Here is a 16,204-nt window from a genome sequence, read left to right as displayed (position 1 = left end):
GATTTTGAATATATTCCTGAAGAAAGAGATTTACTAATTATTCGTGAGCATTATACTTATATAGAATTAGAAACTGAGTATGAAAAGCGCAGACCTTATATTGATGCGCCTATGCAATTTAAGTTTGAAGATGGCAAATGGAGAATTGGCAGGTATAAAATAGGTTTTGTATTTGATGAACTCAAGAAAGGGAAACTGAAAGAACTTGAATAATCATGAGTGTATTGTCTTCTCTTCACTTGTAAAAGTATATTACGTTAGCGTTCAGAAAAATTGAAAAATCTGAACGCTTACACAGTAAATTCAAATCGAAATGGTAAAAGCTGTATATTGAAGCCTTAAATACGACAGCTTTATACACCTATGAAAGACGCGCATATACAATTGGCAAATCGTTGGATTCGAATCAACAATCTTGATGAAAACTTTACAAGACTGCTTGGAGAGTTTACAGGAACTCATTTATTTGGGTATGTTTATATAGATCATACTGCAGGAATTACACTTGATGTAATCAAACTTTTTGATGTCATTGAAGACGATATTGTGTATAGAAAATCACCTCTAGAAGGAGATACACGTATTATAAGTCGTTTTAGTGACTTTATAGATGCTGGAGAAATTATTATACTCAATGAAGAAGGAGTTGTTAATTTCGATTTACAGCTGCCAAATGATATTATGTCTGTATATGCTAAGCCAAATTTAGAACCGTTTAGAACTTCTGAGGTATTTCATCAGTTTAGAGCCGAAGGTTTCCCTGATGATATTCAAGTATTGTTGCCTCCTATTGGAAATTTACAACCTGAGCTAATTTGGGTTCGTGTAGAAGCGTATGAAAATGATATTATTAGTTGTGAGTTGCTAAATCAACCGCATCAAAATTTTGGAATCAACATCAACGATACCATTACAGCTTCTCCACAAGCTGTTGGAGACGATTATTATATTGTGGGACATATTTCACCACAACAAGCCGCTTCACAAATCACCAAAAACAAAAAATGGTGGAAATTTTGGTAAGACATATAAGATATTCAAGATGACACATATTTATCAATGGTTTAGTTTTCCCAAAACTTATGCTGTTACTTGTCCGAAGTGCAGTAGTAAAAGTCAAGGAACTGATCTTTTAAAGGAAAAGAACCTTCATGGAATCAAGCATTATTACAAACCAGAAAGTATTGATGGTGTTTTTACGTGTAACATAACCTGTACTTCTTGTGGTTATCATAAGGAAACTGACATTCAATGGCCAAGAGATGCTTACTGGCAATTTAACATTCATGGCAACATATTGTGGGCTTGGTCTGAAGCACATGCAGCAGCTATTTTAGCGTATATAAATGCTAAAAACAGAGATGAGTTCCAAAGTGAATTTGCGGCTTCATTATTTCGCATTCCTGCATATTTTAAACAAGCAAAACATCGCGAACTTATCGTCAAAAAAATCCGCAAACAATTACAAGTCGATCATTCTAAATAACAATCATAGATGCTTCCAAAAAATACTTTTAAACGTGTACTAAAAATTTATGGTGTTAGTATTTTACTGTTTACCCTATTGTTAGAAATAGTACTCATTACATACGTGAAAATAAATCTTGGTGATGATCCTGCTTTTCCAAAAGCAGTTATCTTAGTACTTATTGGAGGCTTTTTTTATGCTGCGTTTTATGCTGTATTTAATTTGACGCAATTTCTCGTAGTACGATTTCCGCAACTACATCTTCTTGCCTATTTTTTTCCGTTAGTTCTTTCTTTAGGAACTCTTTTATATGATGTCATGCATGATGCGTCTGAAATTGTTAGATCTATTCTATTTTTCGCTGTACAACTTTGTGTTACAATAATTATATATGTTTGGTATCAAAGAATAATTCCATTGCGTTCAAAATGATACACAATCATTTTACAGTAGATTGAAAACTATTTTGAGCTTTTTTAATTTTAAAATAAAATCATCAAATATTCTCGTAGTCAAAATCATAGGTAAATTGTAAATAACATCAGAAAAACACTATTTTTAAAGCTTGTAAGCCTGCCAAACGTTTAGATTGAACCCTAAAAAATATTTGCAAACAATAACTGTATATGAAAACACTCCTTAAAATCAGCCTATTGGCAATACTATTCATTCCAAAACTACACGCTCAAGATTTTGATTTAATTGGTTATATAGAGATTGATGAAAATCGAAGACAAAAAACAAAAATTAAGAGTATCACTGAAGAATCTGATTGTTATATTGATCAAGAAAAGCCGCCATTTACCTTTGAAGATTGTGAAAAAACATACAAAGAAAAGTATGATAAAAGCGGAAACCTTATTTCTTTAAAAGTTTATGATAGTAATACTTTAGAAAGCACTACTACATTTGAATATGAGAATAATAAAATCGTTCGTATTGAAGAAGATGATGGTGAAGATATTGAGACTAAAGTATATTCATATAACTTAACAGGGAAATTAATATTTAAAAAAGAATATGAAAACAATACATTAGAAGCTTCAACTTCTTATAAATACAATTCGAATAGTTTGCTAACGGAAGAAGTTTATAAACGTCCAAAATCTACAGGCTTTGGAAGTACTCCTTACAGGAAAACAGTGTACAAATACAATTCTGATGGAAAGTGTATCTACGAAGGCGAACTTAATGAAGCTGGTTTAGAATTAGATGTCCGCATTTACGAATACAGTAATAATGGTTTGACTCGTATCGAGAAAGATAAACGCGATGATACGTATGTAAAACAATATGAGAAAACAAAAGACGCCAGAGGCAATGAACTTGAATCTATTATTTATGACTATAAAGGAAATTTAGAAAAAAGAATGGTACAAACCTATGATGCCAATAACAAACGCTTAACCTATGAAGAATATGGCAGCAATAATATTTTAGTAAAGAGAGTTACGGAAACATACAATAAATATAACGACCCAAAAGATTATACCGTATTTTATCCAAAAGATCAAACTAATGTCACCGAAGGTACTACGCGTATTACCAAATATTGGTATAAGTATGACAAGAAAGGAAATTGGGTACAACGTGCATCTTATCAAGATGGAGAAGAGTTTTCTTCTTACGAAATTCAACGTACAATTCGTTATTATTAGTAAATACCACTAACACAAATTCCCTTTTAAAACTCAGCATGCAAAGAGAAATCAATACAGAAAACAATCAATTACATACTACAAAAGCTATTGGAATTGCCACATTTATTGGTGGTCCACTTGCGGCTGGTTATCTGATTAGAGAAAATTACAAAGCAATACATCAAATTCAAAAAGGAAATACTGTTCTTATCATTTCCATTATTGCTACAATATTACTTTTCGGATCTTTACTTTTAATTCCAGAGAATATCATTGATAAAATTCCACATATAGTCATACCTGCCATTTATATAGGTATGATTGTTTTTTGGACAGAACGTACGTTTGGTGATATTTTTAAACAACATGAGGAAAACAAATATCCATTTTATTCTACATGGCGTGCTGTTGGAATTGGTGTAGTTTCTCTGCTACTATTAGTAATTGCAATTTTTGGCGCTGTGTATGCTTTTACAGATTTTGAAGCTGAAAATTCATATGCTACTAAAATGGAGCAATTCTCTAAAAACGAAAAAGAAACGTTACTTTTTTACGATCATATGGATACAGAAAGTGATTTTGGATTGGTGATAGAATTAAATAAAAAAGTGATTCCTAAATGGAAGGAAAATATTAAAATCATTCATCAAGCTGACTCTATTCCTAATTTACCTGATGAACTCCTGGAACAGAATAAAAAATTACTACGTTACAGCGAATTGCGATTGGAAGCTTTTGAGCTGTTGAAAAAAGCAATTAGCCAGAATACCGATAAATACAATTCAGAATTAAAATTTTTACACGCAGAAATTGACAAACAATTAGATGCTCTTGAAGAATAAAGAACATATTGTAAGTTTTGAAAAAAATGGTTTTGCTGTGTTAGATAATATCTATTCTGACACAGAAGTTGCGCATATTTGTTCGTGTATTGAAAAAGCTTCTGCTGAAAAAAAACTTGCCGAGAGTTCTGCGCATTTATTTGCCATTAGGCAAGTTATTGCTAAAATTCCTGAGTTAAAATCATTTGTATTTACAGAGAAACTTCACGAGTTGTTGACTTTACTTTTTGACAAACCCTATTTTTTAACGAAGGCTATTTATTTTAACAAACCTAGTGAGTCCAATTGGTTTGTTGCCTATCATCAAGATTTAAGTATTTCGGTTGATCGTAAACAAGAAGTTTCAGGCTATACAAATTGGACGTTTAAAAAAGGGCAATACGGCGTACAACCTCCAATCGATATTTTAGAAGATATTGTCACTATCAGAATTCATTTAAACACAACAGAAAAAGAAAATGGCGCTTTAAAAGTAATTCCAACATCACATTGTAAAGGTATATACAGACCCGAAACTATTGATTGGACAACCGAAACCGAACATGTCTGCGAAGTCAAAAAAGGCAGTGTTATGTTGATGAAACCATTAACGCTTCATGCTTCTGAGAGAACGACAAATGGAAAACAACGACGTGTATTACATTTAGAGTTTAGTTCAAAAAAATTAGCGAAACATTTACAATGGCAAGAATATTGCTCCGTTTGATGATCTAAACGATATCACGATGAAACTAAAACTATTTCTTTTTACCATCAGTTTGATGTTTGTAAGCTGTTTTTCTGCTGAAAAAGAGAAACTTCCTGAAGTAAAAAAAGAAAAACGATTGTTTCCAGTTTTGAAAGACACACTGACTTATAAAGCAACTCGCTTGAATATTAAGTTTATGAAGTCTAGTAATTACAGACCTATTTTTTTAGGAAAATTTACGGATACACTTGTTATTGATCATTATGTAAATAGGGGTTCAATGCTTATTGATTCATTTGAGTCGTTTAGAAAACATTTTAGGTATTATCATAGAGATTTTGGAAAAACTACAAAAGCCTCTTCTAAAAATATAAACATTGCCATAGATACTACTACAATTATTAAACAGGTTGATTTTCATGATATAGGAAATAATCATTTTATCTTGAAAGCATATCCTTTATATATTAGTAATATTTCTACAAAAGATACTATTTCTTTAGGGTTTAATTTTGATATTCGTACTGGTTTGGAAGCGAAAAATCGTGAAGGAATATGGCAACCGATAGAACGAATGACTTTTGTAGGTTGTCCTGTCGGCTTACAAGAATTTGTTTTAAAACCAGGAGATACCATCCTTACTTCTACTCCAATTTTCAAAGGAGATTTTAAAACTAAATTACGTTTACGACTTGGTGATACGTATTCAAATGAGTTTGAAGGTTATATTAATGAGCAGCAATTTGTACTTTCTACATTTTAAAAGTTGCGATTGTTTACAGGAATTTATTATCTTGCAAAGACCCAAATCGATCTTAATAACCTATCATGAAGTTCAAAAGCCTACTGCTTTGCCTACTAATTACGCTCTGTATTAGCTGTGAAGCGACACAAACGATGCATTCTCATGCGTCGACACATACGCCTGATGTAGAATTCCCTATTCCTGTTGGACTTGTTAATGATTTTGATAATATTTTATCTGAAGAACAAGAAACTACGTTATTCAACTTAGTAAAACAACACGAAGCGGAAACAAGTAATCAAATTGCCATTGTTACGCTAACTTCTATTCAAGATTACAGCGGATTAGAAGAGTATTCACTTGATTTAGCAAACCACTGGGGAATTGGTCAAAAAGATATTAATAATGGCGTGTTAATCGCTGTGTACATGAAAGATCGCCGCGTTTGGATTCACAATGGCGACGGAATTATGGACAAACTCACTGACGACGAAACTTTGAATATTCTTAAAAAGACTATTGTTCCCGAGTTTAAGAAAAATGATTTTTATAGTGGGTTTCAAAAAGGGATCAAAGCAATTATTGATGAGCTTAATTCACATTGAACCTTAATATATATTTAATAGTAGCTTATTATATACTCACGCTAATCTTCTTATCTTTAGATAGCTAAAAAAGAATCATGAAACGTGAAGCTGTATTTCTTTACATAACAATATTTTTCCTAGTTTTTGCTTGTTCCACTAAAAATCGTGTTTGTAGTCTGGAAGTAGCAGATATAAGTCTCCAAGAAAAAATTCCTAGTGTAATTAAAATCAATGAATATTTTAGAATAGCGGATACTGCAACTGCTAGCATTTCTGGAAAAATATATGGAGAATCTTTATACAGTGATGAGAAATTTCAAAAAGATGACATTTTACCATTTGTAAATATTGCATTAACTAATACGGAAACACAAAAGATTGTTGGAACAACTACGGATTTGGATGGCACATACAAAATCACAATTCCGGCAGCAACGTATCAAATAGAAATACAATTTATTGGTTACAATCTCGTTGTTATTGAAAATGTACAACTTGGCACAGGCGAAATTCTCAATTTATCCGCAAATCTCGGTCAAGGAATTGACAAAGAATATTTCGAAATTAGAAAACATTCCACAATAAGAGAATTGATTCGAAAAACGAATTAATGCTTCAAATTCGCCACATTATCTTCGTCTAAAATCTCGTTGGTTTCCGTTTGTACTTTTTTGAGGATTTCTTGTAAATCAGCTGTCGTATCAATTTCATGATCTGCAATCATATTCAATAAAGCTTTGTCTTGCGCACGTCCAATTTCCATGGCTTTGCTATAAGGAATATCTTCGTTGAATGTCACCATTGAATATTTAGAAAAGTACTGCTCAGGAAAACTTTTTTCTAAATCCATTTCCAATTTTCGTTTTTCTTTAAAAATTGGATTTGCCACGTGATCGCGCATTTCGTAATAGTTATCTATCGCTAAATCGGCAATGGCATCCGTATCTTTTTTACGTGCTTTTTCATACGCTTTGAATACTTTTTCCCAATCGCCTTCATGCTGATCTAAAATTTCATTGAACACGACTACATCTTCAAAAGAAGCATTCATTCCTTGTCCGTAAAACGGAACAATTGCATGTGCTGCATCACCCATTAACAAAGTATTGTTTTTGTATGACCATGGCGAACATTTTACAGTTCCCAATGGCGCTGTTGGGTTTTCAAAGTATTCTTTTGTCAACTCAGGAATCAACGGAACTAAGTCTGGAAATTGTGTTTCAAAGAATTCCTGTACACGTTCAGCAGTCGTTAAATTGTTGAAATTATATTCACCTTCATCATACGATAAAAATAAAGTTACGGTAAAGCTTCCATCTAAGTTTGGCAAAGCAATAATCATATAATCACCTCGTGGCCAAATATGCAACGCATTTTTCTCTGTACGGAATCCACCTGTTGCTGTTGGCGGAATGCTTAATTCTTTATATCCATGACTGAGATAATTCTGCGAATAGCTAAATAAAAATTTACGTTCCAAGTAATAACTTTTACGCAAAATAGAACCTGCACCATCTGTTCCGATAATTACATCTGCGCTTAGTGTAAACTCTTTTTTAGTTTCGTAACAGTAGAAACTTGCAACATTTTCCTCAATGTCTATTGCTGTACATTTTTTATTGAAAGTGATATCTACAGCTTCATGCTCTTCGGCTTCCGTTAATAGCAAAGCATTTAAATCACCTCTAGAAATTGAATTGATATATTCATCATCACGACCTGAATAGTTAGACATAAATGTATTTCCTTCAATATCATGCACTAAACGTCCATGCATCGGAATACATAATGGCATTACTTTATCCGTAATTCCCACCATATTCATTGCTTTTATTCCTCTGTCTGAAAATGCCAAGTTGATTGATCTTCCCGCAGAAATATCTACTTTTCGCAAATCTGGGCGACTTTCCATTACCGTTACCTTATAGCCTCTTTGTCCTAAACGTAGTGCTAATAATGAACCGCATAATCCTGCGCCAACAATGAGTATATTTTCTTTCGTTTGCATGTTATAAGCATTTTTTTAGTTCGTCTACCATTTTGTAAACATCTTCGTAAGTATTGTATAATGGAACTGGAGCACAACGAATTACGTCTGGTTCTCTCCAATCGGAAATGATATGCTTGTCTATTAGTTTTTGATGTAATGATTTGTCTGCATTTTTTACTTGAATCGACAACTGACAACCTCTTTCTTCTGGATTGGAAGGTGTGATAATTTTGATACGATCCGTAGCAATCTCATTAATTAAGTATTCAAAATACGCTGTCAAATTTTCTGATTTTTCGCGTAAAGCGTCCATTCCAACTTCATTGAACATATCTAAAGAAGCTTTTATGGCTGCCATTGACAATATTGGTGGATTGCTCAATTGCCAGCTTTCGGCGCCAGGAATTGGATTGAAGTCGTAACGCATGTTAAAACGTGTCTCCTTATCGTGTCCCCACCAACCTGCAAATCGATTGAGTTCTTTGTTGTGCGCATGTTTTTCATGAACAAATAAACCCGCTAAACTTCCTGGACCAGCATTTAAATATTTATATGTACACCAAGCTGCAAAATCTACATTTGAGTCGTGCAAATTCGGTTGAATGTTTCCTGCTCCGTGTGCTAAATCGATTCCAACCATCGCGCCTTTGGCATGTCCGAGTGCAGCAATTTTTTTAATATCTAGGTATTGTCCTGTGTAGTAGTTTACGCCACCAATCATTAACAAAGCAATTTCATCACCTTCTGCTTCTAGCATGGTTTCCAAGTCTTCCATTCGAAGTAATTCTTCGCCTTCTCTCGGTTTCCATTCTAACAATCCTTCTTTCGGATCGAATCCATGAAATTTCAGCTGCGATTCTACTGCATATCGATCGGACGGGAATGCGTCACTTTCGATAACAATTTTATATTTTGTCTTCGTTGGCTGGTAAAAGGAAACCATTAATAGATGTAAGTTTGTCGTCAATGTGTTCATGATTACGACTTCTATTGGCTTTGCTCCTACTATTTTTGCCATGTTTTCTGTGAGGAATTCATGGTATGGCATCCAAGGATTTTTTGCATCAAAATGTCCTTCTACACCTAAATTTGCCCAATCTTTTAGTTCTTGTTGGATGTAGTTTTCAGTAACTTTTGGTTGTAATCCGAGTGAATTTCCGCAGAAATATAACCATTCATTGCCATCTGCATCTTTAGGAATATGGAATTTAGTTCGATAGCTTTTCAGCAAATCTTTTGCGTCTTGCTCTTGTGCGTACGCTAATGTATTTTGAAACATATTGGATGCTATTTTTACCAAAAATACGTATTCCATTTTTGGAATAAAAAGATATTTATCATTTTATAAATCACTTTTTATGCGAATCGTTTTTAATTGATATTTTTGTAGAAATTCAAGAGTTATGCATTTTATTCCGGAAGCTTTAGACGAGTATGTAGTGAAACATTCAGCCGATGAACCAACATTGTTGAAAGCCTTGACTCGCGAAACGTATCAAAAGATTTTGCAACCGCGTATGTTGAGCGGACATTATCAAGGTAGATTGCTGAGTATGTTGTCTAAACTAATTTCTCCAAAAACTATTTTAGAGATTGGTACGTATACAGGATATTCTGCACTTTGTTTAGCTGAAGGCATGCAAAAAGATGGTGAATTACACACTATTGATATTAACGAAGAGTTACACGATTTTCAACGCAAATATTTTGATGCTTCTCCTTATGGGAATCAAATTCATCAGTATACAGGAAATGCTTTAGAGATTATTCCAACACTTGAAACTACTTTCGATTTGGTTTTTATTGATGCTGATAAGCCTAATTATCCTGCTTATTTTCATGCTATTATTGAAAAGATGAATCCGAATGGAATTATTTTGTCTGATAATGTACTGTGGAGCGGAAAAGTCATTGAACCTTTACAGAAGAATGATATTTCTACGAAGGCGCTTTTGGAGTATAATACTCTTTTAAAGGAAGATTCTCGCATAGAAACTGTTGTGTTGCCTATAAGAGATGGATTGACGATTAGTAGAGTTCTTTAAAGTGATTATTAGACTTGCTTTGTTTTTAGATTGTTAGATCGCTTTCGCTATTAGATATGTTAGATACGTCTTTGCGAGAAATTCGTGGTAATCTGTTTCTTTTAGTACACGTATTTTCTATTTTGATTTTAGAATATTCTTTAACAAACAAATTGATTACTTTTAAATCTTCAATCTAAAAGTTTGAATTTAGAAACTTTGAATTTAGATTTTTAGTCTTTGCAAGCGTCTCGATATAAAATATAATAAGCCGTTTCAATGAACATTGAAACGGCTTTATTTTTAGTTTATAATTACTTATTGAGAGTTCTATTTCTTAACAAATTTCTTTGTAATTATGTTTTCTCCAGAAACAAATCTTATAAAATAAGTTCCAGATCTGAAGTTAGAAACATTAATACTTGAACCATTTTCTAGCTTAGACATTTCTTTTACTAACATACCAAAAGCAGAGAATATTTTGATATTATCTACTGGCATGTCTAAAGTATTTACTTTAAGGATGTCTTGCGCTGGATTTGGATATAAGGTAAATTCTTTTCCATCTTCATCACTCAACTCATGTGTAGTGATTGCTTGTGGTTCTGGTGTATCTTTGTCTACTGGTCGTGTTCCATTAATAACTCTGCTACGACCTGTATTACCTGTAATCGTAACCGCGTCAATATAAACACGATCTCCATTACCACTTGCGTCACATCTAAATCTGAATTGCGCGTTAGCACTAAAACTGTACTGAGCTATATCTAATGTTACCGTAGAAGTATAGAATTGATCATTTTGGAATTCTGATCCACTAGCCCACGTTGCTACTGTTTGCCATCCAGATCCATCATTGTATTGAAGCCAGAAATCTTCACCAGTTTCCATACTATTAGGGAAGAAGAAGAATTCTACATCAACTGTTTGGAAAGATGTCAAATTAAATGCTTCAGATGTCATTGTAGAGCTATTCGTATTATCTCTTAATCTGATAGAATACTGTCCTTCATAAGAACGTGATCCTTGATAACGGAAACTATCACTTCCTCCATCTACCCAGTTGTCCCATCCAGTTTCAAAGAAACCTTGAGTAAGTGTTACACTTCCTGTAGAACATGGAGCACAAAATGAACCTCCGCAGTCAACACCTTCTTCATCTCCATTTTGAATACCATCATCACACGTTGGTCCGCCAGAACCATCTTGTATGATAACTGTGTAGTCTTCTACTTCTCCATATGTAAAAGTTTCACAAGGTGTTGGAATTGCATTATACTTCAAAGAAACACGCATTCTAGTTGCTCCATTAGTAGCAATAGTTGGAATAGTAAAGTTTCCACTTACAGGCGTATTTGTAGTTGGTGCTTGTGACCAAACTTGCTCGCCAGCATCTGTAAAGTCTCCATCTTGATTGTAATCAATCCAAACTGAATATCCTTCAGCATATATAGTTCCTGTCCAAGTTGGCGTCACCGTTATTGTGTATTGCGTACTTTTATCTAGTGTTGTTGAAATTCCTGTAAAATCGCTATAAAATTGACCGCCAGAAGCATTGTCAATTGTATTTAACTGTACACGTCCAATAAACTCATCATTGATGTTTTCACTTTGTGAATCACAATATGTTATTTGTACATCTAAAGTAACTACTGTAACTGTATTACTATTTCCTGACGTATTTCCTGCACCATCTCTAGCTACTACATAAAAATCGTAGCTTGTCAATGCTGTCAAACCAGTTACGGTATAAGAAGTCCCTGAAGCAGTTCCAATTAAATTACCGTCTTGATACACATCATATCCTGTAACAGCTACATTATCCGTTGAAGCTGTCCATGATAAATCTGTAGTTGTATCTGTAGTATTTGACGCAGATAAATTTATTGGTGTTGATGGAGCTTCTGTATCAGGCGGTCCAACTTCAATTTTGAATGCCGCTACATGACTTTTTCTCACTTGATTCCCTGGTCCTTTCATGTATTCAGCAATATGCCAGAACGTCATATCATCAACTGGATCAACAGTCATCTGTGCATAATCTCCATAACGTCCATCAAATCTATTATTTTGAGCATCTCCATCTACAATATTTTGTTCTGCAATAGTCATAGTTCCTAAAGGATCAGACACTTGACGTCCAGTATATCGTAAAGATGTAAATACAGTACTACTTACTATAGTATAAGCTAACCCTATATTTCCTTGAGCATCCATACTGATACTACCACAAAATGTACTATAATTTGGTTGTGAGTATGTTCCTTCTTGGTAAATTGTCCAAGGTTGTCCATCGGCAGTTTGTCTTAATTCATACCATCTAATTCCAGCTTTACTATCGTTTCCACTGATATCAACTGCAAAATTCAATACCGCTGAATTGTACGAGCCAAATCGTCTATAATTCGTCATATACATCATAGTTGCTTGCAATGCATCAATATCAGGTCCATTTCCAGGTTCGTCTAGATTTTGGAATGATCCATTATCAAATACTGAATCGAAAGGTGCAGTATTAATAATTTGTGGAGACGATATAGAAGAACTATTAGGGTTATTCCAGTTTACACTTACATTCCATACTTTTAAGTGGTCTTGTGAAATCCCTGACCAAGCATCATCTTGTAAGTATATTATAGGTTGTGGCGTTCCAACTGGTGGTAAATTTGGTCCAATACAATTAAATCCTCCTGGACTATAGAACCCGCTAGTTGCTGCATTTGGAAGTGGAAATCCTACAATTTGAGCATTTGAATTTCCTGTTAACATTTCATCTCTTTCCAATGCATAAACAACATCACTACTATTAACACTTCCTGAATCCTTATTTGCTGTAATGTAATACCCATCACTCCATACAGACATTTTTTCATAGTCTGGAAATGACCCAGTATTAAAACGATATGTATACCAACCGTCGTTCACAGGATCTGGTCCTTGACAAACAGCTATTAATATACCATTTGGAGTATCACTAAATTGCATTATGATAAAACGATCTGCATAGCGATCATAAACTACCACAGGATCTCCCAAATCTTCATTAGGGAATAATGTAGCTAATGAGGCCTCAGGAACTAAAACATTTCCTGCTCTATCCAATATTCCAAATCCAGAGTTAAATGCGTACACATAATGGTTAGGACCAATAGCTCCTGTAGGATCATTTAAAACTGTTCCTGTATGCGCAGGAAAGTCAACAGTTGGTGCTCTTCCTGCTGATTTTGGAATATTAATTTGTTGTTGGATTAATGGATCTCGTCCAACGGGAAGGCCTTTGCCTTCAATTACAATATTGCTTCCTCTTCGTTTTGGAGGTGCCACATGTTCCTGCCCTTTTGCAGCTATGATATTATCCATTTTAGATAGTGCTGGAACTTCTACCATATAGGCAGCTTTTGCGGTTGATGATGCTTTTAAAGAGTCTGGTTTTTGTGCATGGATTGTAAAAACACTCATTAAAAACAACATTAAAAAGTAATTTGCTTTCATAATGTAGGTTGAATTGGTTATTGGTTAATTATTTAAGTCTATTTATTCTAATACAAATAAACTTTTCATAAGGTAGATTTTTTTTAACCAGAAAAGAGTTTTTTTCTTATAAAAAAAGTAAGGTTAAAACGTAATTAAACAATACAACAAGCTTATTATTAACCACTTACCACAAAGAACTTATAATATAATATACTTCAGTAAAGAGCATAAAAAAACTCTCGCCATTACGACGAGAGTTTCTCCCTATTTACTAAACTAAATATGCCAACTGTTCTATTGAACTGCTTGCAATGCGTCTATATTTCCATACCCATATTGAGAGTTTCTGTTTGGGTAGAAATCTGCAGATTGTTTCAATCTGTTTAATACTTGTGTTTTTGACCAGCTTGGATGTCTTGACCAAACTAAGGCTGCTATCCCTGCTGTTGTTGCCGTTGCTACTGATGAACCTCCAACATAATCTGTTTGTCCATTATAGTAACTTAAAACTGGCGTTGTTCTGCTTCCATTACCATCACGCTGCATTACTACTGTGAAATCAATTTTGTTTCCTTTGTGACAAATATCGCATTCTTCATAGTAATTTGCATCAGTTACACCTGTTACGGCTACTGTTTCATCCATCCATGCTGGAAATATTACTCCTACAAAGTTAGTGAAACTTGTTGAAGTTCCACCTGCTGCAAAGATTAATTTTCCACGATTATTTGCATATCGTACCGCATCCTTGATTCTGCCTATAGACCACGGAGCTCCAATCGACATCGAAATTATCTTTACATCACTTCTATTTCCTAAGGCTTTTAATGAATTAGCAACGCCTTTTTGTTCGTGATAACCGTCTAAAAGTACGTTTTTTGTTCCACGATAACTAATTAAATTCGCATTATATGCAACACCGACTGGCATTCCATCATTATTTCTAGGCGCAGTAGCTACTGCTGCCATACTTGTTCCATGACCACATTTGTCATTTACTCCATCTGTTCTTGAAGACCATGGCCACCATGAATCAACATATAAACCATATTTTCGAACATATCTTCCAGAGGAGTATCCATCGTTGAAATTACCATTCATTAAAGAATTATTTGGCGTTAAACCCGTATCAATTACACCAATTCCAACACCAGCTCCTGTACTGTAATTCCAAGCAGATGTAATGTTGTGCTCATAAAATGTCCATGGTACTTTAGCTCCAGGTGCTATTGTTGTATAATCTGCTGAGTTTAAGCTCTCAGAGTCATATCCGCAACCAGCTCCTGATTTTGCCGTTACTTCATGATCTAAATATCTGTACCCAGTTGGTTCGATGTAACGAATTCCTTTTTGAGCTAATAAGTCGACAACTGTTTGTAGGTCTTCTACTTTTACATCAATAATATTTAATTTATCATCTTCATCAATTAAGAAATCGTCAGCGTTCTTTTGTCCATTTCCTTCTATAGCTACAATTCGTTGCATCAATCTGTTTTTGATGCCTTCTGCATTTGAATTTTCTTTGTTGAAATCATTTTCATCATTACCATATCCGATTGTTAAAATTTGATCTCCATGAACAGTAGCACTCCATATTGTATGTGCATCCATATTTGTCCATTCAAATTTTTCACGATTTGATATTGTTTGATTAATTTTTGCGTTGATTTCTGTTGGTGTAAGTGCTTTTCCTTGTACGGTAACAATTCTGTTTTCTTCTTCAAGGTTTTGGTTAAGTGGCGCATCTTTAGAACAAGAAATAACGCCTAGAGCAGTCATTAAGACGACTAATCTTAGGTTAAGGTTTTTCATTCAATTATTGTTGATTGGTTAAAATTTTAACGAATATATTAATAAATTCGTAATTTTGCTATGCATGCATTGCAAATTCGATGAAATGCAATACCAATGAAAATTCCAATAACCATTCCTGTTAAAATATCTGAAGGATAATGTACACCAAAATATAAACGACTATATATAAATAATATTGGCCATATGTATAAGAAACGAATCCAATAGAATGATTTTTTTAATAGTAAAAACAAATAGGTTGTTAAAGCAAAAGAAACAGTTGCATGTCCTGAGAAGAAGCTGTAGTTTTCAGGTTTGATGATAATATTGATAAAAGGAGCGACTGTTGGGTCATTACATGGACGAATACGTTCTACACCAATTTTCACCAATTCTACTAAAAGTAATGAAAATAGTAGTATTAGAATTCCGTAGCCAATCATAAATTTGGCTTTAGGTTTTGGAAATTTTTTATAGATTTTATAGAAAATGAAAAGCAATAACGGAACCCAATAAATAAAACTCGTTACGTATACCCAAAAAGAGTTAAATTGATTTTCGCCAAGATTGTTTAAGTAGATTAATAACTCTTTATCATATGTCAATAACTCATTGAACATTAAAATTGCCTTTTGATAGGTCCTGACATATCCTCGAGATCTTCTTTAACTTTATTGATTTCTTTTTGAACATCATTTGCTATGCCTGTGTCTAATCCTGTGTCTTCAGCACTTTGTTGAATTTCATGCTTTATTTCGTTAGTTGCATCTTTTAGTTGACGCATTCCTTTTCCTAAACCTCTTGCAATTTCTGGAATTTTGTCTGCACCAAATACCATTACTACAATAAGCATGATTACAAATATCTCTCCTCCACTAATAAATAATGCCATAGCTTGTTCTATTATTTTACAAATATAGTCAAGTAAATATTATGATATAAAAAAACCAGC

At 33.7% G+C, this 16,204-nt stretch carries 16 protein-coding genes; 10 read left to right on the top strand and 6 right to left on the bottom strand.

The annotated features are described in order from the left end of the window. The first annotated feature begins 363 nt into the window (after positions 1 to 363). The 9 genes from ACOQOS_RS20015 (at position 364) to ACOQOS_RS19975 (ending at position 6,581) form a co-directional block, all read left to right on the top strand. Positions 364 to 1,023, top strand: coding sequence for a hypothetical protein (locus tag ACOQOS_RS20015; RefSeq protein ID WP_420572255.1), 660 nt, complete (start codon positions 364 to 366; stop codon positions 1,021 to 1,023). A 19-nt stretch (positions 1,024 to 1,042) separates the two neighbouring features. Beyond that, the gene (locus tag ACOQOS_RS20010) at positions 1,043 to 1,486 is read left to right on the top strand and encodes a hypothetical protein (protein WP_420572254.1); all 444 of its coding nucleotides are present in this window, start codon (positions 1,043 to 1,045) and stop codon (positions 1,484 to 1,486) included. A gap of 9 nt (positions 1,487 to 1,495) precedes the next feature. Next, on the top strand, positions 1,496 to 1,900 hold the full coding sequence (locus ACOQOS_RS20005) for a hypothetical protein (protein WP_420572253.1): 405 nt from the start codon (positions 1,496 to 1,498) through the stop codon (positions 1,898 to 1,900). Between the two features lie 194 nt (positions 1,901 to 2,094). Next, on the top strand, positions 2,095 to 3,126 hold the full coding sequence (locus ACOQOS_RS20000) for a hypothetical protein (RefSeq protein WP_420572252.1): 1,032 nt from the start codon (positions 2,095 to 2,097) through the stop codon (positions 3,124 to 3,126). A 38-nt stretch (positions 3,127 to 3,164) separates the two neighbouring features. After that, positions 3,165 to 3,950, top strand: coding sequence for a hypothetical protein (locus ACOQOS_RS19995; protein WP_420572251.1), 786 nt, complete (start codon positions 3,165 to 3,167; stop codon positions 3,948 to 3,950). Beyond that, positions 3,934 to 4,656, top strand: coding sequence for a phytanoyl-CoA dioxygenase family protein (locus ACOQOS_RS19990; protein WP_420572250.1), 723 nt, complete (start codon positions 3,934 to 3,936; stop codon positions 4,654 to 4,656). The genes ACOQOS_RS19995 and ACOQOS_RS19990 overlap by 17 nt, the downstream gene beginning before the upstream one ends. Before the next feature lie 19 nt (positions 4,657 to 4,675). Then, a complete protein-coding gene (locus ACOQOS_RS19985) occupies positions 4,676 to 5,401 on the top strand; it encodes a hypothetical protein (RefSeq protein ID WP_420572249.1) in 726 nt (241 codons plus the stop codon). A 65-nt stretch (positions 5,402 to 5,466) separates the two neighbouring features. Beyond that, complete coding sequence (locus ACOQOS_RS19980) at positions 5,467 to 5,988, top strand: TPM domain-containing protein (protein WP_420572248.1); 522 nt, start codon at positions 5,467 to 5,469, stop codon at positions 5,986 to 5,988. Positions 5,989 to 6,065: 77 nt separating this feature from the next. Further along, the gene (locus tag ACOQOS_RS19975; RefSeq protein WP_420572247.1) at positions 6,066 to 6,581 is read left to right on the top strand and encodes a carboxypeptidase-like regulatory domain-containing protein; all 516 of its coding nucleotides are present in this window, start codon (positions 6,066 to 6,068) and stop codon (positions 6,579 to 6,581) included. Here the strand turns inward: ACOQOS_RS19975 and ACOQOS_RS19970 are convergent. After that, positions 6,578 to 7,978, bottom strand: a complete 1,401-nt coding sequence (locus ACOQOS_RS19970) for an FAD-dependent oxidoreductase (RefSeq protein ID WP_420572246.1) — start codon at positions 7,976 to 7,978, stop codon at positions 6,578 to 6,580. The two genes, ACOQOS_RS19975 and ACOQOS_RS19970, sit on opposite strands and share 4 nt — an antisense overlap. A gap of 1 nt (position 7,979) precedes the next feature. Then, positions 7,980 to 9,275 carry a kynureninase gene (gene kynU / locus ACOQOS_RS19965; protein ID WP_420572245.1) on the bottom strand — a complete coding sequence of 432 codons (1,296 nt, stop codon included), beginning with the start codon at positions 9,273 to 9,275 and terminating at the stop codon, positions 7,980 to 7,982. 88 nt (positions 9,276 to 9,363) lie between these two features. On the opposite strand from kynU, the gene ACOQOS_RS19960 reads away from it, so the two are divergent. Next, positions 9,364 to 10,005 carry an O-methyltransferase gene (locus ACOQOS_RS19960; protein ID WP_420572244.1) on the top strand — a complete coding sequence of 214 codons (642 nt, stop codon included), beginning with the start codon at positions 9,364 to 9,366 and terminating at the stop codon, positions 10,003 to 10,005. Positions 10,006 to 10,314: 309 nt separating this feature from the next. Here ACOQOS_RS19960 and ACOQOS_RS19955 read toward each other — a convergent pair whose 3' ends face one another. From ACOQOS_RS19955 to ACOQOS_RS19940, 4 genes are all read right to left on the bottom strand, one after another. Then, a complete protein-coding gene (locus ACOQOS_RS19955; RefSeq protein ID WP_420572243.1) occupies positions 10,315 to 13,476 on the bottom strand; it encodes a GEVED domain-containing protein in 3,162 nt (1,053 codons plus the stop codon). Positions 13,477 to 13,752: 276 nt separating this feature from the next. Continuing rightward, positions 13,753 to 15,270: a S8 family peptidase gene (locus ACOQOS_RS19950; RefSeq protein WP_420572242.1), complete on the bottom strand. Its 1,518-nt coding sequence runs from the start codon at positions 15,268 to 15,270 to the stop codon at positions 13,753 to 13,755. A gap of 38 nt (positions 15,271 to 15,308) precedes the next feature. Continuing rightward, on the bottom strand, positions 15,309 to 15,872 hold the full coding sequence (locus ACOQOS_RS19945) for a phosphatase PAP2 family protein (protein WP_420572241.1): 564 nt from the start codon (positions 15,870 to 15,872) through the stop codon (positions 15,309 to 15,311). Beyond that, a complete protein-coding gene (locus ACOQOS_RS19940; RefSeq protein WP_420572240.1) occupies positions 15,872 to 16,144 on the bottom strand; it encodes a Sec-independent protein translocase subunit TatA/TatB in 273 nt (90 codons plus the stop codon). Before ACOQOS_RS19940 ends, ACOQOS_RS19945 begins: the two co-directional genes overlap by 1 nt. Between the last annotated feature and the right edge of the window lie 60 nt (positions 16,145 to 16,204).

Origin of the sequence: Kordia sp. (assembly GCF_965224175.1) — a bacterium.
In the GTDB taxonomy this organism is placed as follows: Bacteria; Bacteroidota; Bacteroidia; order Flavobacteriales; family Flavobacteriaceae; genus Kordia.
Note: the sequence above shows the minus strand (reverse complement) of the source record. Positions and strands in the feature narration are given on the sequence as shown.

Excerpts from the sequence above, each read along its gene's own strand:
- ACOQOS_RS19940 (WP_420572240.1), bottom strand. The coding sequence starts at position 16,144 with ATGGCATTATTTATTAGTGGAGGAGAGATATTTGTAATCATGCTTATT.
- ACOQOS_RS19945 (WP_420572241.1), bottom strand. The coding sequence starts at position 15,872 with ATGTTCAATGAGTTATTGACATATGATAAAGAGTTATTAATCTACTTA.
- ACOQOS_RS20015 (WP_420572255.1), top strand. The coding sequence starts at position 364 with ATGAAAGACGCGCATATACAATTGGCAAATCGTTGGATTCGAATCAAC.
- kynU (WP_420572245.1), bottom strand. The coding sequence starts at position 9,275 with ATGGAATACGTATTTTTGGTAAAAATAGCATCCAATATGTTTCAAAAT.
- ACOQOS_RS19960 (WP_420572244.1), top strand. The coding sequence starts at position 9,364 with ATGCATTTTATTCCGGAAGCTTTAGACGAGTATGTAGTGAAACATTCA.
- ACOQOS_RS19970 (WP_420572246.1), bottom strand. The coding sequence starts at position 7,978 with ATGCAAACGAAAGAAAATATACTCATTGTTGGCGCAGGATTATGCGGT.
- ACOQOS_RS20010 (WP_420572254.1), top strand. The coding sequence starts at position 1,043 with ATGACACATATTTATCAATGGTTTAGTTTTCCCAAAACTTATGCTGTT.
- ACOQOS_RS20000 (WP_420572252.1), top strand. The coding sequence starts at position 2,095 with ATGAAAACACTCCTTAAAATCAGCCTATTGGCAATACTATTCATTCCA.
- ACOQOS_RS19950 (WP_420572242.1), bottom strand. The coding sequence starts at position 15,270 with ATGAAAAACCTTAACCTAAGATTAGTCGTCTTAATGACTGCTCTAGGC.
- ACOQOS_RS19995 (WP_420572251.1), top strand. The coding sequence starts at position 3,165 with ATGCAAAGAGAAATCAATACAGAAAACAATCAATTACATACTACAAAA.
- ACOQOS_RS19985 (WP_420572249.1), top strand. The coding sequence starts at position 4,676 with ATGAAACTAAAACTATTTCTTTTTACCATCAGTTTGATGTTTGTAAGC.
- ACOQOS_RS20005 (WP_420572253.1), top strand. The coding sequence starts at position 1,496 with ATGCTTCCAAAAAATACTTTTAAACGTGTACTAAAAATTTATGGTGTT.
- ACOQOS_RS19975 (WP_420572247.1), top strand. The coding sequence starts at position 6,066 with ATGAAACGTGAAGCTGTATTTCTTTACATAACAATATTTTTCCTAGTT.
- ACOQOS_RS19980 (WP_420572248.1), top strand. The coding sequence starts at position 5,467 with ATGAAGTTCAAAAGCCTACTGCTTTGCCTACTAATTACGCTCTGTATT.
- ACOQOS_RS19990 (WP_420572250.1), top strand. The coding sequence starts at position 3,934 with ATGCTCTTGAAGAATAAAGAACATATTGTAAGTTTTGAAAAAAATGGT.
- ACOQOS_RS19955 (WP_420572243.1), bottom strand. The coding sequence starts at position 13,476 with ATGAAAGCAAATTACTTTTTAATGTTGTTTTTAATGAGTGTTTTTACA.